13 protein-coding genes are annotated in these 13,320 nt (G+C 65.7%); 8 read left to right on the forward strand and 5 right to left on the reverse strand.

All coding sequences use genetic code 11. The features are described from left to right. Both BMW28_RS03810 and BMW28_RS03815 read left to right on the forward strand, forming a co-directional pair. A complete protein-coding gene (locus tag BMW28_RS03810) occupies positions 1-627 on the forward strand; it encodes an NUDIX domain-containing protein (protein ID WP_091814048.1) in 627 nt (208 codons plus the stop codon). Then, complete coding sequence (locus BMW28_RS03815; protein ID WP_091814051.1) at positions 624-1,094, forward strand: DUF1178 family protein; 471 nt, start codon at positions 624-626, stop codon at positions 1,092-1,094. The genes BMW28_RS03810 and BMW28_RS03815 overlap by 4 nt, the downstream gene beginning before the upstream one ends. Before the next feature lie 2 nt (positions 1,095-1,096). Here the strand turns inward: BMW28_RS03815 and miaA are convergent, their stop codons facing one another. Continuing rightward, positions 1,097-2,083, reverse strand: a complete 987-nt coding sequence (miaA, locus tag BMW28_RS03820; RefSeq protein WP_091814053.1) for a tRNA (adenosine(37)-N6)-dimethylallyltransferase MiaA — start codon at positions 2,081-2,083, stop codon at positions 1,097-1,099. A 3-nt stretch (positions 2,084-2,086) separates the two neighbouring features. Next, on the reverse strand, positions 2,087-4,117 hold the full coding sequence (mutL, locus tag BMW28_RS03825; RefSeq protein ID WP_091814055.1) for a DNA mismatch repair endonuclease MutL: 2,031 nt from the start codon (positions 4,115-4,117) through the stop codon (positions 2,087-2,089). Positions 4,118-4,142: 25 nt separating this feature from the next. On the opposite strand from mutL, the gene BMW28_RS03830 reads away from it, so the two are divergent. The 3 genes from BMW28_RS03830 to BMW28_RS03840 all read left to right on the forward strand — a co-directional run bounded on the left by BMW28_RS03830 (position 4,143) and on the right by BMW28_RS03840 (position 6,075). Continuing rightward, complete coding sequence (locus BMW28_RS03830) at positions 4,143-4,787, forward strand: DedA family protein (protein WP_091815456.1); 645 nt, start codon at positions 4,143-4,145, stop codon at positions 4,785-4,787. Positions 4,788-4,931: 144 nt separating this feature from the next. Beyond that, positions 4,932-5,414 (forward strand): outer membrane lipoprotein, encoded by a 483-nt coding sequence (locus BMW28_RS03835; protein WP_159430706.1) that lies wholly within the window; start codon positions 4,932-4,934, stop codon positions 5,412-5,414. 283 nt (positions 5,415-5,697) lie between these two features. Next, a complete protein-coding gene (locus BMW28_RS03840) occupies positions 5,698-6,075 on the forward strand; it encodes a DUF2442 domain-containing protein (RefSeq protein WP_143280539.1) in 378 nt (125 codons plus the stop codon). Positions 6,076-6,175: 100 nt separating this feature from the next. Here BMW28_RS03840 and BMW28_RS03845 read toward each other — a convergent pair whose 3' ends face one another. After that, positions 6,176-6,769: a 5-formyltetrahydrofolate cyclo-ligase gene (locus BMW28_RS03845; RefSeq protein ID WP_091814063.1), complete on the reverse strand. Its 594-nt coding sequence runs from the start codon at positions 6,767-6,769 to the stop codon at positions 6,176-6,178. Between the two features lie 64 nt (positions 6,770-6,833). On the opposite strand from BMW28_RS03845, the gene BMW28_RS03850 reads away from it, so the two are divergent. Next, the gene (locus BMW28_RS03850) at positions 6,834-8,849 is read left to right on the forward strand and encodes a lytic transglycosylase domain-containing protein (protein WP_091814065.1); all 2,016 of its coding nucleotides are present in this window, start codon (positions 6,834-6,836) and stop codon (positions 8,847-8,849) included. A 27-nt stretch (positions 8,850-8,876) separates the two neighbouring features. Further along, positions 8,877-10,697, forward strand: coding sequence for an ABC transporter ATP-binding protein/permease (locus BMW28_RS03855; RefSeq protein WP_091814068.1), 1,821 nt, complete (start codon positions 8,877-8,879; stop codon positions 10,695-10,697). A gap of 96 nt (positions 10,698-10,793) precedes the next feature. Here the strand turns inward: BMW28_RS03855 and queC are convergent, their stop codons facing one another. Beyond that, entirely contained in the window at positions 10,794-11,537 is a 744-nt protein-coding gene (gene queC, locus BMW28_RS03860) for a 7-cyano-7-deazaguanine synthase QueC (protein ID WP_407640926.1), read from the reverse strand. Beyond that, a complete protein-coding gene (locus BMW28_RS03865) occupies positions 11,534-12,463 on the reverse strand; it encodes a 5'-nucleotidase (protein WP_091814070.1) in 930 nt (309 codons plus the stop codon). The genes queC and BMW28_RS03865 overlap by 4 nt, the downstream gene beginning before the upstream one ends. 207 nt (positions 12,464-12,670) lie before the next feature. Between BMW28_RS03865 and BMW28_RS03870 the strand changes: the two genes are divergently transcribed. Then, positions 12,671-13,303 carry a hypothetical protein gene (locus BMW28_RS03870; protein WP_143280540.1) on the forward strand — a complete coding sequence of 211 codons (633 nt, stop codon included), beginning with the start codon at positions 12,671-12,673 and terminating at the stop codon, positions 13,301-13,303. Positions 13,304-13,320: the final 17 nt, after the last annotated feature.

Below are 13,320 nucleotides of genomic sequence, written 5' to 3' on the forward strand. Positions count from 1 at the left end.
ATGACAGGCAAGCAAGCTTCCTATCCCTCCCTGGTCGACCAGGTGCGGGAGAATCACCAGCCTCTGGCCGAAGTCACCCAGGAACAGCAGTGCGTACTGCAGGGCAGGTTCCTGCGCGTGGTGCGCGATACGGTGCTGCAGCCCAACGGCAAGCTGGCCACGCGCGAGTACGTACAGCACCCGGGAGCGGTGGTGGTGGTTCCCATGCTGGACGATGGCCGCTACCTGCTGGAACGGCAGTATCGGCATCCCATGGCCCGCATGATGATCGAATTTCCTGCGGGCAAGCTCGATGACGGCGAGCCCGGCCTCGATTGTGCCCGTCGCGAATTGCGCGAGGAAACCGGCTGCGAGGCGCGCGAATGGGCCTATGCGGGCGTGATGCACAACTGCATTGGCTATTCCGACGAACATATCGAGATCTGGTTTGCGCGCGGGCTGAGCCAGCACGAGCAGGCGCTGGAAGAGGGCGAACTGCTGCACTTGTCCGCGGCCACACTTCCCGAACTGCTGGAGCTGACCCGCAGCGGCGCGCTCACGGACGCCAAGACGCTCACCTGCCTGCTGTGGCTCCAACTGGTCGACAGTGGCGTCTGGGCGCTGGATTGGCAGGAGCTGGCAGCGTGAAGGTGTTGAACCTGCGCTGCGGGGTGGGCCATGATTTCGAAGGCTGGTTTTCCTCTGAGGAGGATTTCCAGTCGCAGCAGCGCCAGCAGTTGATCGAATGCCCGGTCTGCGGCAATACGCGCATCGAGAAGATGCTGTCTGCACCGCATCTCAACCTGGGCCACGGCAGTGCCGGCAGTGCGGAGCCGGAGCGGGCTGCCCCTGCGGCAGCCGGCGACGGCAATGAACAGCAGCGCCTGCAGGTGATGCAGGCCATGTACGAGCGCATGGTGCAGCACGTGATGGAGCACACCACAGACGTGGGGGAGCAGTTCGCGGACCAGGCACGCAAGATGCACCACGGCGAAGTGGCCGAAGCGCCCATCCGCGGGCGCACCTCGCCCGACGAGGCGCAGCAGCTGCGGGACGAGGGCATCGATGTGGTGTCGCTGCCGGTGCCGAACATTTCCAAGCGCAGGCTGCAGTAAGGCTACGTCGGAGTGGCGGGCAGCCGGGGCTTGATGGCCTGTCCAGCGAGCTTCAGCACCTGTTCCAGCGCATCGGGCGCATCACAGGCCACCCGCTGGCGCCAGGGCATGCTGCGCAGCCAGGTGAGCTGGCGCTTGGCGAGCTGGCGCGTGGCAGCAATGGCTTTCTCGCGCCACAATGAAAGCGGTTCGCCTTTCTCCAGTCCTTCCCACGCCTGCCGGTAGCCGACGCAGCGCATCGAGGGGAGTGCGAGGTCCAGATCTCCCCGCGAGCGCAAGGCCTGCATCTCCTGCAGAAAGCCCTGCTCCAGCATCAGATCGAAGCGCTGGGCGATGCGCTCATGCAGCCAGCTGCGCTGTTCCGGCTCCAGGCTGATCAGGGCCAGAGGGCGCAGTCCGGTCACGCCGGTGTCGCTGCCCTGGGCGTGCCAGTGCGACAGGGGCTTGCCGGTGGCGTGCCAGACCTCCAGCGCGCGTCCGATGCGCTGGCTGTCGTTGGGGGCAAGGCGCGCCGCCGTTGCCGGGTCTACCGTGGCGAGGCGGGCGTGCATGGCCGGCCAGCCATGGCGCAGCGCTTCCTGCTCGAGCTGGCTGCGCAGCGCTGGTTCGGCTTCAGGCAGGTCGCTCAGGCCTTCGAACAGCGCCTTGAAGTACAGCATGGTGCCGCCGGCCAGCAGGGGCAGATGGCCACGCTGCCGGATTTCGGCAATCAGGCGCTGGGCGTCGCGGGCGAACTGGGCGGCGCTGTAGCTGTCGCGTGGGTCGATGATGTCGATCAGGTGGTGCGGCACAGCCGCAAGCTCTTCGGCAGATGGCTTGGCGGTGCCGATGTCCATGCCGCGATAGACCAGGGCCGAGTCCACGCTGACGATTTCGACAGGGAGGTTCCAGTGCGTGCGGGCATGGCGGGCAATGGCGAGCGCCGAGGCAGTCTTGCCACTGGCCGTAGGGCCGGCCAGGGCGAGGTAGTGCGGGGCGAGGGCAGCCATGGTTCAGCGCCCGCGCAGGAACAGGTTGTCCAGGTCACGCATGCCGAGCTGGCGCCAGGTGGGGCGGCCATGGTTGCATTGGTCGGCACGCTCTGTGGCTTCCATCTGGCGCAACAGGGCGTTCATTTCTTCCAGCGTGAGGCGGCGGTTGGCGCGCACCGCCCCATGACAGGCCATGGTGGCCAGGATGTCATTGCGCGCGCGCTGCAGTACCGTGCTGGCATCGTGCTGGATCAGTTCGGCCAGTACCTGGCGTGACAGTTCCACGGCGTCGCCTTGCGCCAGCTGACTGGGCACGGCGCGTACTGCGAGCGTCTTGCCGGAGAGGGGGCTCAGTTCCAGACCGAGCTGCAGCAGGGCGTCGGCGTATTGATCGGCCGCGGCCATTTCCTGCGGTGTGGCGGCGAATGTGGCCGGGATCAGCAGTGGCTGGCTGTGCAGAGCAGCGTGCTCGAGTTGCTGCTTGAGCTGTTCGTAGACGATGCGTTCGTGGGCTGCGTGCATATCCACGATGACCATGCCATGGGTGTTTTCGGCAAGGATGTAGACACCATGCAATTGTGCGATGGCGCGACCCAGCGGCCATTGGCTGTCGGGCGATGATGCGGGGTTTGCAGCGGCTGGAGTGGCATCCTCGACAGCCATGGTTGCGGCTGTGGCCGGATTGGCTGGCCAGGAGGATTCTGCCAACGTGCTGCTGTCGGCGCCGGGAGGGAGGGCGTGCTGTGCTGCGTCCTGCCCCTTCTGCGGCGTGAAGCCCCAGGGGTTGCCTTCGCGTGCCTGCCAGGCGGGCGGGCGGTTCCAGTATGGATTGCCCTGGGGCGCATGCAATGGCATGAATTGCTGCTGCCATTGTCGATCGGCAGCAAGGGCTCCCGCAGCGGCCCCTTGCACATCGCTACTGCTGGCAAGGCTTTGTGCGCCTTCGGCCAGTGCGGCGCGCGATGGGGCCAGGGCATTTTCGATGGCGTGGCGCACCGCCTGGTGTACCTCGCGGCTGTCGCGGAAGCGCACCTCGATCTTGGTCGGGTGCACGTTCACGTCCACGCGCAGCGGGTCGATCTCGATCATCAGCACGTAGACGGGCTGGCGCTGGCCGTGCAGCACGTCCTCGTAGGCGCTGCGGGCCGCGTGGGTGATGACCTTGTCACGCACATAGCGGCCGTTGACATAGGCGTACTGCTGGTCGGCGCGGCTGCGGGCGTAGTCGGGCAGGCCGCACCGGCCGCGCACCCGCACGGTTCCACCGGCGGTCTGCACGCTGTAGTCGACAGGCAGGCTCTGGGCGAGAAAGTCGTCGCCCAGGATGTCGGCCAGGCGTTGTTCGGGGTCGTGCGTGGCGCGCCACTGCTCGATCAGCTTGCCGTCGTGCCAGAGCGTGAAGCCGACGTGCGGCCGGGCCAGCGCATGGCGGCGTACGGCGTCGAGGCAGTGCGCCAGCTCGGTGGCGTCGCTCTTGAGGAACTTGCGCCGTGCCGGGGTGCTGAAGAACAGTTCTTTCACCTCCACCGAGGTGCCGGCCGCACGCGCGCCGGGACGCAGTTCGCCGCTGCGTGCATCCAGGAAATGGCCATGGGCGGCATCGGCCGTGGCGGAGAGCAGCGTCAGTTCGGATACCGCGCCGATGGCAGCCAGGGCCTCGCCGCGAAAGCCCATGGTGGCCACCGATTCGAGGTCGTGCAGGCTGCGGATCTTGCTGGTGGCGTGGCGCCGGATGGCCAGCGGGAGTTGTTCGGGCGGGATGCCGCAGCCGTTGTCCTCGATGGCGATCAGGCGCACGCCGCCGGCCTGCAGGCGGATGGTGATCTGGGTGGCGCCGGAGTCGAGCGCGTTGTCGAGCAGCTCGCGCACCACGGCAGCAGGGCGCTCGATGACTTCGCCGGCGGCGATCTGGCTGATGAGCTCGTCCGGCAGCGGTTCGATGGTGCGGGCAGGGGGAAGATGGTTCACCGCAATGATTGTAGCGAGACGACCGGATACACGGCGCGCCGGCAGAACCGCGGCGCCAGCAGCGATAATCCTGCCTTGGTTCATGCGCCGCCAGGCGCCAGGTGGAATGATGGAAATTATCAGTTTTTTGCTCGACTTCATCCTGCATATCGACAAGCACATTCTGGCGTTTGTCGAGGCCTACGGTCCGTGGGTGTATGCGTTGCTGTTCCTGATCGTGTTCGTGGAGACCGGTCTGGTGGTGATGCCTTTCCTGCCGGGGGATTCGCTGCTGTTCATTGTGGGAACGCTGTGTGCCACCGGGCACATGGATCTGGCATTGGCCATGGGGGTGCTGTTTGTTGCAGCGGTGCTGGGTGACCAGACCAACTACAGCATCGGACGCTTCATCGGGCCCAAGGTGTTCCAGTGGGAGGACTCGCGTTTCTTCAACAAGAAGGCTTTCGACAAGGCGCATGCCTTCTACGAGCGCTATGGCGGTATCACCATCATGCTGGCGCGTTTCATGCCATTCATCCGTACCTTTGTGCCTTTCGTGGCCGGGGTGGCGGAGATGAGCAGGGGCAAGTTCACCTTCTACAACGTGTTCGGTGCGGCCGTCTGGATTCTGAGCGTGACACTGGCGGGGTATCTTTTCGGCAACATTCCCTGGGTGAAGGCGAATCTGGAATTCATCATCTGGGGGCTGATCCTGGTGCCGGGGGCGCTGGCGCTGTTCGGCGCCTGGAAGCACGGGCGCAGCAGCGAGGCGTAAGCCTTGTCACAGTGTCTTGTAACAACTCTGCATGGGTGTATACACCTGAGCAGGCCGGCTTGGTGCATGATGCGGTTGTGCCAGCCCAGTGGGGGCAGGCGAGCAAGTCGGGCTTCGGAAAAGGAAGCCGCCAAGGAGATTCATATGCAAACCAAATCGCAACGCCTGATCGCCGGTGTGACCCTGGCTGCCGCAGCACTGGGTCTGTCTGCCTGTACCGGTTACGGTCCTTCCTACGGTACGCAGCCGGTGGGCAGCACGGGTGCTGCCGCCTACAGCCAGTACGGCACGGTGACGAACGTGCAATACATGCCCGCCGGCAGTACGCTCGGCAATTACGCCGGTGCCGCGATTGGCGCGGTGGTGGGTGGTGTGGGCGCCAGCCAGTATGCGCTGCGCAATGACAAGGACCGTCGCTACAGCACCGCCATTGGTGCGGTGGCCGGCGCGCTGATCGGCGAGGCCATCCAGCAGAACACCTCTGGCGTGGCTCGCTCCAGCCAGCCGTTCTACCGGATGACGGTGCGTCTGGACAGCGGCGAGACCCGCAGCTTCGACTACGCACAGTCGCCCGAGGTGGCCATCGGCACCCGCGTGCGCGTGGAGGGCAATCAGGTCTATCGTTGATGGACCTTGCTTCCCCCAGCCAAAGCAGGCCCTTCGGGGCCTGTTTGCATCTGGGGCAGCGTGTTGCCTATGACGGAACGCGGCGCAAGACTACACGGAGCGGCCCGCCTTGTGCAATCATGGATAGTACGTTGCCGGCCCTTGCTTGGCCGCGACGCAATGACCGGCGAAGAACGCAAAAAGGAGGCTCTTGATGAATACGCACCGCAAACTGATTTCGATGGCGGCAATCGCTTCGGCGGCCGTTCTGGCAGGCTGCGCGACCGATCCCTACGGAAACCCCGTGACCACGGTTCCGGGCAACGTGCTCGGGTTGCCTGGAGTGGTTACGCCCAGCGCGGCGCTCTATGGCACGGTGACGGGTATCCAGTACCTGCCGGCCAATACCACCGGTGGCGGAATGGGGACGATTCCCGGCAGCGTGCTGGGAGCCGGCCTGCCGACTGGCTCGGGCGACCTTGCCAGTATTGCAACCGCCGTTGCCGTGGCGGTGATGGCGAACCAGGCCATGGGGACGACCAATCCGAATACCACCACTTCGGTGTACCGCGTGACGGTGCGTCTGGACAATGGTGAAACACGGGCGTTCGACTATGCCAGCCTGCCCAACCTGCGCGTGAACGACCGCGTGCGCGTGGAAGGCAACCAGCTGTACCGTTGAGCCGGCTGGGCGAATATGCCCCCGGTGCAAGGACAAAGGCCTCTGCGGAGGCCTTTGTCGTGCATGGGTGCCGGACCGCGAGCACCCTTGCCCGGTGCGCTCAGACCGCACCCAGCGGCCAGACCACGCCATTGTCATTCAGGATGGCGTCCAGCGGGATGTCGTGTTCGTCCGGCATGAGATCCTCGACAAAACCGTGCGTAAAACCCAGGCCCACGGTGAAGGGATGCGGTTCGAGCGAGGCCAGGGTGCGGTCGTAGAAGCCGCCGCCATAGCCCAGGCGGTAGCCGCCGGGACCGTAGCCGACGCAGGGCACGAACAGCAGGGTGGGCGTGACCAGCTCGGTATCCTTGGGCTTGGGAATGCCGTAGGCATCTTCCTCCATCGGGCAGCCGGGATACCAGGCATGGAAGGTGAGCGTCTTGTTTTCCTTGTTGATCACCGGCAGGGCGATGCGGCGCAGCTGGGGTTCCTCCAGCAGTTCGCCGTCTTCCTTCCAGCGGTGCAGGGCGGGCAGGGGATCGAATTCGCCCTTGATCGGCCAATAGGCGCCGATCACGGTATCCTGCCGGTCAACCAGCCAGAAGCGCATCACGCGCTGCAGCTGTTCGGACAGCAGCAGACGGTCGGGAAGATCGAGCCGTTCCCTGATCAGCCGTTGACGCAGACTCTGTTTACCATTTTTTTTATCCATAATCGCCCTTATGCAATTCTCTTCGCACATCCGATTCGGCCTGAGAGCCATTGTGACATGCCTGATGACACTCGGCACAGTGGCTTCGCAGGCGCAGCCCGCCGTGGGCGGCGACGATACGCTGCTCAACATGGCGCAGGCCTGGCGCAAGAAGGACACCGCCACGCTGTCCATGCTGCTGCCGCAGGCATCCGGCCATCCGCTGGAGCCCTGGGCGGCCTACTGGGAGCTGAATGCGCGGCTGGAAAGCGCCAGTGCCGGCGAGGTGGATGCCTTCCTGCAGCGCTATGCCGGCACTTACCAGGAAGACCGCCTCCGCAACGACTGGCTGCTGCAGCTTGGCAAGAACCGTGACTTTGAGGGGTTTGCGCGCTATTACCCGGCGTTCCGCATGCGGGATGACCGCGAAGTGCGCTGCTATGCGCTGTATGCGGATGCCGTGCTCGGCGGACGCAGTGGCGGTGAGATGGCGCAGGAATTCCGAGACAGCTGGTATGGCCAGCGCGACAGCGATGACGGCTGCACCCTGGCGGCAGGCGGTCTGCGGCAGAAGGGCGTGATTCGCGACGCGGATATCTGGCGCAAGGCGCGCCTGGCCGCCGAAACCAACCGCATGGGGACTGCACGCACGGCGGTGGGGGTGATCGACGGCGCGGCGGCCATGAGCGTGCCGGGGATTTTCTCCAGTCCCGCCAGCTATCTTGCCACTCAGGCCGATGCCGGCAGCCGCAGCGGGCGCGAGCTGGCGGTACTCGCCCTGTTGCGCATGGCATCGAGCAACCCGATGTCGGCCGCGCAGGCCATGCAGAGCGGCTGGGCCGCGCGGCTGGAGGCGCATGACCGCAACTGGGTATGGGGCGAGATCGGCAAACAGGCGGCGCTCAACCTGGACAGTTCGGCCATGAACTATTTCAGCCAGGTGCGCCAGCTGCGTGACCTGGACGACGTGAAGCTGGGCTGGATGGCCCGCGCTGCGCTGCGCATGGGTTACTGGCCGCAGGTGCGTCATGCCATCGAAGCCATGTCGCCCGAGGCGCAGCGTGAGCCCATCTGGGTGTACTGGCGGGCGCGTGCACTGCAGGGCGGGCTGCATCTGGGACATGGGCCGGATCGCGAAGCGGCCGCGCTGTATCGCAGCATTGCGGGGCACCAGGGCTTCTATGAACAACTGGCGCTGGAGGCACTGGGCGAACGCATCGGCACGCCGGCAACGCCAGCCGGCCTGTCCGGCTCGGAGCGGGCAGCGGCGCGTGCCAACCCCGGCCTGCAGCGCGCCATCTACGCCATGAGCATCGGCCTGCGCAGCGAAGGCACGCGCGAGTGGAACTACACCACCAATCTGCACCAGCGCGGCGGCATGAACGACCGCGAGTTGCTGGCTGCGGCGGCGCTGGCCTGCGAGCGCGAATGGTGGGATCGTTGCATCAACACCAGCGAGCGCACCAAGAGCGTGTTCGACCTGCAGCAGCGCTTCCCGACGCCGTACCGCAACGTGGTGGTGCCGCGCAGCCAGTCCACCGGGGTCGATCCGGCCTATGTGTATGGCCTGATCCGGCAGGAAAGCCGCTTTGCCAGTGCCGCACGCTCCGGCGTGGGGGCTTCCGGCCTGATGCAGGTGATGCCGGCCACGGCGCGCTATACCGCGCGCAAGCTGGGCATTCCCTACGAGCCCTCCATGCTGACGCACCTGGACACCAACGTGCGCCTGGGCACCGGTTACCTGAAGCTGGTGCAGGATGATTTCGAGGGCTCGCTGCCGATGGCGGCGGCGGCCTACAACGCCGGTCCGGGTCGTCCGCGTGCCTGGCGCAACGGTCCGATGCTCGAAGGCGCGATCTGGGCCGAGAACATTCCGTTCGGCGAAACACGCGATTACGTGAAGAAGGTGCTTTCCAACACGGTGAACTACGCCATCCTGCTGACGGGCCAGCCGCAGTCGCTGCGCAGCCGTCTGGGGCAGGTGGGGCCGCTGGCACCGGGACTGCCGGATCTCTCGCGCGATCTGCCTTCCACCGCCGTGCGCCAGATCATGCCCAGCGGCGAGGTGCGCGTGCTGAGCGACCCGACGGATGCGCCCTGAACGGGCGGCGCCCGGAAAGACTGATTCATGACCGATTCCCATACCCTGCCGGACCCGTGGAGCGGCCCGGGCCGCAGCTGGAGCACCTTCCTCAAGGACGCCTGGCGGCTTGCGCGGCCGTATTTTCATTCGGAAGAGCGCTGGCGCGCGCGGCTGATGCTATTCGTGATCGTGGCGCTCAACCTGGGCGGCGTGTACATGGCGGTGCTGTTCAACCAGTGGTACAACGTGTTCTACAACGCGCTGCAGGACAAGAACGTCGAGGTGTTCTGGTCGCAGATGTTCCGCTTCAGCTGGCTGGCGGTGATCGCCATCATCCTGGCGGTGTACAAGTTCTACATCACGCAGCTGCTGGACCTGCGCTGGCGTGCCTGGATGACGCGCACCTACCTGAACAAGTGGCTGGGCCACCACCGCTTCTACCATCTTGAACTGGCGCGCCAGAGCGGCGGCACGGCGGTGTCGGACAACCCGGACCAGCGCATCCAGGAAGACATTGCCCGCTTCACCGGCAGCACGCTGGGCATCAGCATGGGCCTGCTCAATGCTGTGGTGACGCTGGTGTCGTTCATCGGCATCCTGTGGACGCTGTCGGGCAGCTTCAGCTTCACGCTGGGGGGCAGCAGCTATACGCTGCCGGGCTATATGGTATGGGCGGCGATTGCCTATTGCGCGGTGGGCAGCGTGATTGCGCACTACATCGGCCGCGCCTTGATCCGCCTGAACTTCTGGCAGGAGTGGCGCGAGGCGGATTTCCGCTACAGCCTGGTGCGCGTGCGCGAATACAGCGAGGCGATTGCGTTGGACCGTGGCGAGCCGGCTTCGCGCGAACAGCTGGACTACCGCTTCGGCCATGTGCTGGGCAACTACCTGAACCTGATCCGCACGCAGAAACGCCTGGTGTGGTTCACCTCCTTCTTCCAGCAGGCCGCCATCATCTTTCCGTTCCTGGTGGCGGCGCCGCGCTATTTTGCCGGCGCCATCAAGCTGGGTGACCTGATCCAGATCTCGTCGGCCTTCGGCAAGGTACAGGATTCACTGAGCTGGTTCATCGACAGCTATCCGGCGCTGGCCAGCTGGCGCGCGACGACCGAGCGTCTGACCTCGTTCGACCGGGGCGTGACAGAGAGCTGGAAGATGCTGCCCGAGGTGGAGCAGGACGGGCTGGAAGGCTGGGAGCACCGGATTGTCGGTGACCGCCTGGAACTGGCTCATGCCAAGGCGCAACTGCCCAGCGGCAACGTGCAGGTGGAGGCCGATGCGCTGCAGATGCAGCCGGGCGAAACCGTGCTGGTGCAGGGGCCCTCGGGCAGTGGCAAATCGACGCTGCTGCGCGTGATTGCGGGCATCTGGCCGCTGGCGCATGGCCGGGTGACCTTGCCCGAGAGCAGCATGTTCCTGCCGCAGCGCCCCTATCTGCCGCATGGCAGCCTGCGTGCGGCGCTGGCCTATCCGGCAGCGGAAAATGCCTATGACGACGCCGAGTTGCGCCGCGTGCTGGAGATCGTGCGCATGCCGCAGCTGGTGGAGCAGCTGGATTACCGGGAAAACTGGGGCCACAAGCTGTCCGGCGGCGAACAGCAGCGCGTGGCGATTGCGCGGGCGCTGTTGCGCCAGCCGCGCTGGATTTTTGCCGACGAGGCCACCAGTGCGCTGGATGCGCCGACGGAAGAGCGCCTGTACCGGGAGCTGATCGCCATGGTGCGCGCCAACGGCGGCGGGCTGCTGTCGGTGGCGCATCGCCAGAGTGTGGCAGCCTTCCATGACCGCCTGTGGGTGTTGCAGCCCAACCCGGATGAGGCGGTGCACCAGGGTGCAGCGGCCTACCGGGTCGAGCTGGCAGCATGAGAGAACACGCATCGCCGGCGTGCTGCGGGCCGAGAGGCTCGTAGTGAGCGCCCGGTGCGAAGGTGCGGTGGACGCAGCAGGTGTCGGACAACCGGCTCAGGCCGCTGCCGAGTAACGCGCGTAGCCGCGTGCACGCAGTTCACACGCAGGGCAGCTGCCGCAGCCATAGCCCCAGGCGTGGCGATGCTCCCGGTCTCCCAGGTAGCAGGTATGGCTGTGTTCGACGATCAGGTCGACCAGCGCCTTGCCGCCATCCGCCACCCCGGAGGCATCGCCCAGTTCGTGCGCCAGCTGCCAGGTCTGCGCCTTGTCGATCCACATCAGCGGGGTGTCGATTAGCAGGCGTTTGTCCATGCCGAGGGACAGGGCGATCTGCATCGCCTTCATGGTGTCGTCGCGGCAATCGGGATAACCCGAAAAGTCCGTTTCGCAGACGCCTGTCACCAGTACGTCCATGCCGCGGCGATAGGCCAGTGCCGCGGCCAGCGTCAGGAACAGCAGGTTGCGGCCGGGCACGAAGGTGTTGGGCAGGCCGCTGGCTTCCATGGCAAAGGCGGTGTCGCGCGTGAGCGAGGTTTCGCTGATGTGGCCGAGCACGTTCACGTCCAGCAGATGGTCCTCGCCCAGGCGCTCGCCCCAGGCCGGAAACTGCTGACGCAGCGCCTGCAGCACGTTCAGCCGCGCATCCAGTTCGACACGATGGCGCTGGCCATAGTCAAAAGCGATGGTTTCGACCCGCTCGTAGCGTGATAGCGCGTGGGCCAGGCAGGTGGTGGAGTCCTGCCCGCCGGAGAACAGCACGAGGGCGTGGCGGGGCAGCAGCGGCGGAAACAGGCTCATTCTGAAAACGCGAGAACGGGTTCGTGGCTGATGCCGTAGGTGACCAGACCCGAGGGCACATGTTCGGCGGCATTGCTGACGTGGCCGGTCTGGTCATCGAAGAAGAAATCGGGTTCGAATTCGCGCAGGAACGGCCCCTTGGGCAGGCCGCCGAGGAACATGGCTTCGTCCACGGCGATGTTCCAACTCATCAGCGTGCGGATGGCGCGCTCGTGCGCCGGGGCGCTGCGGGCAGTGACCAGAGCGGTGCGGATGCGCAAGGGAGCCGCCCCCTGCTGGCTGGCCTGCTGCAACTGGTGCAGGGCGGCCAGGAAGGGCTGGAACGGGCCGGGGGGCAGCGGCAGGGCGGCGTTTTCTACTTCGTGGGCCTGGAAGGCCTGCAGGCCGCCATGCTGGTAGACGCGCTCGGCCTCATCGTCGAACAGCACGGCGTCGCCGTCGAAGGCGATGCGTACTTCATCGGGATGCTCGTTGCTGGCCTGCATGGAGCCGGTGGCGACCCGCGCGGCGGGAAACTTCAGCGCCAGTGCCTGACGCACATCGGCCTCGTTGGCAGACAGGAACAGATGTGCGCCGAGCGGGCGCAGGTAGCGGAAGGGGTCGCTACCCTGGGTGAATACGCCGCGCTCGATCAGGTTCAGCCCATGCGCGGCGGCGGAGCGGAATACGCGCATGCCGCTGACCGGATCGTTGCGCGACAGCACCACCACTTCCACCCGGCGCTGGCCGTCGCCGTTGAAGGCCAGCAGCTTCTTGACCAGCGAAAACGCCACGCCGGGGGCGGCCGGCTGATCCAGCTTGTGCAGTTGCGCCTGCATGTAGCCATGGGTGTCACCGCTTTCGAACAGGCGGTTCTCTTCCTCGAAGTCGAACAGCGCGCGGGAAGAGATGGCAACGACGAGTTGGCCTTCGAGGGTAGCAGGCATGGCGGAACGGGTCAGGAATGGGTGCTGCGGCACGGAAGTTGTTAGCCTGGGATGATAGCGCGATTGCGTCTGTCGGAGGCGAGCAGCACGGCATGCCGCGTGCGGCTGGCGCGGCGGTGCGATCCAGTCTGACAGCAAGCCCTGCCGCATCCTTGTATGCTCGGGTCATGGCCGGCCGGAAAGCGGGTTGGCGCGAGGAGATCCACCATGAACACACCATTACACTCTGCGTCGCAATGGCAGTCTTTGCCAGACACGGGGGCTGATGCACCAGACGAGGTGCAGGACAGCCGGGTGCGTTTCTGGCTATGGCTGGTTCTCGGGGCATGCGTTCTGGCTCTGGTTGCCATCATCGGGGGGTATGCATTCGGCAATGACATGCTGCGTGGCAGCCATTTGCGTGAACAGTTCTCGATGGGGCAGTCCGAAGATGCCTCTCAACCGATGCAGTTGGGCACGTACGAGCAGGGGAGCACCCTGCTGGGCCGGCAGCCGGGACAGGCGCGCTATTATTCCGGGCCGTCGGAACTGGCGATGGCGGCTGCCCGCGGCGAAGTGGTGATTGACGAGGATGGCGTGATCCATGAGGTGGAACTGGAGCGCCAGGCCGCGATGGATCTGGCCCTGGAGGATGCAGCGCTGGCTCTCGAAATGGGTCCCGACACCTTGCCGCCGATGGCATCTGCCCGGGAGGGCCTGCGCCCTTCCGACGTAACGGCTGTTCCTGCGGCGCTGCCAGGTGACGATGCGGTTGCCATGATCGCGCATCCGATCGACGACACTCCGAGGCGCCCGGTTCGCATCGAAGCTGCGGGCGAGGATATTTTCTTCGGCCAGTGAGCGCCAGGCGGCTTCAT

The organism is Allobrachymonas denitrificans DSM 15123, assembly GCF_900110225.1.
In the GTDB taxonomy this organism is placed as follows: Bacteria; Pseudomonadota; Gammaproteobacteria; order Burkholderiales; family Burkholderiaceae_C; genus Brachymonas; species Brachymonas denitrificans.

Coding starts and splice junctions, on each gene's coding strand:
- BMW28_RS03810 (WP_091814048.1), top strand. CDS start 1: ATGACAGGCAAGCAAGCTTCCTATCCCTCCCTGGTCGACCAGGTGCGG.
- miaA (WP_091814053.1), bottom strand. CDS start 2,083: ATGGCTGCCCTCGCCCCGCACTACCTCGCCCTGGCCGGCCCTACGGCC.
- mutL (WP_091814055.1), bottom strand. CDS start 4,117: ATGAACCAAGGCAGGATTATCGCTGCTGGCGCCGCGGTTCTGCCGGCG.
- BMW28_RS03830 (WP_091815456.1), top strand. CDS start 4,143: ATGGAAATTATCAGTTTTTTGCTCGACTTCATCCTGCATATCGACAAG.
- BMW28_RS03835 (WP_159430706.1), top strand. CDS start 4,932: ATGCAAACCAAATCGCAACGCCTGATCGCCGGTGTGACCCTGGCTGCC.
- BMW28_RS03845 (WP_091814063.1), bottom strand. CDS start 6,769: ATGGATAAAAAAAATGGTAAACAGAGTCTGCGTCAACGGCTGATCAGG.
- BMW28_RS03850 (WP_091814065.1), top strand. CDS start 6,834: ATGACACTCGGCACAGTGGCTTCGCAGGCGCAGCCCGCCGTGGGCGGC.
- BMW28_RS03855 (WP_091814068.1), top strand. CDS start 8,877: ATGACCGATTCCCATACCCTGCCGGACCCGTGGAGCGGCCCGGGCCGC.
- queC (WP_407640926.1), bottom strand. CDS start 11,537: ATGAGCCTGTTTCCGCCGCTGCTGCCCCGCCACGCCCTCGTGCTGTTC.
- BMW28_RS03865 (WP_091814070.1), bottom strand. CDS start 12,463: ATGCCTGCTACCCTCGAAGGCCAACTCGTCGTTGCCATCTCTTCCCGC.
- BMW28_RS03870 (WP_143280540.1), top strand. CDS start 12,671: ATGAACACACCATTACACTCTGCGTCGCAATGGCAGTCTTTGCCAGAC.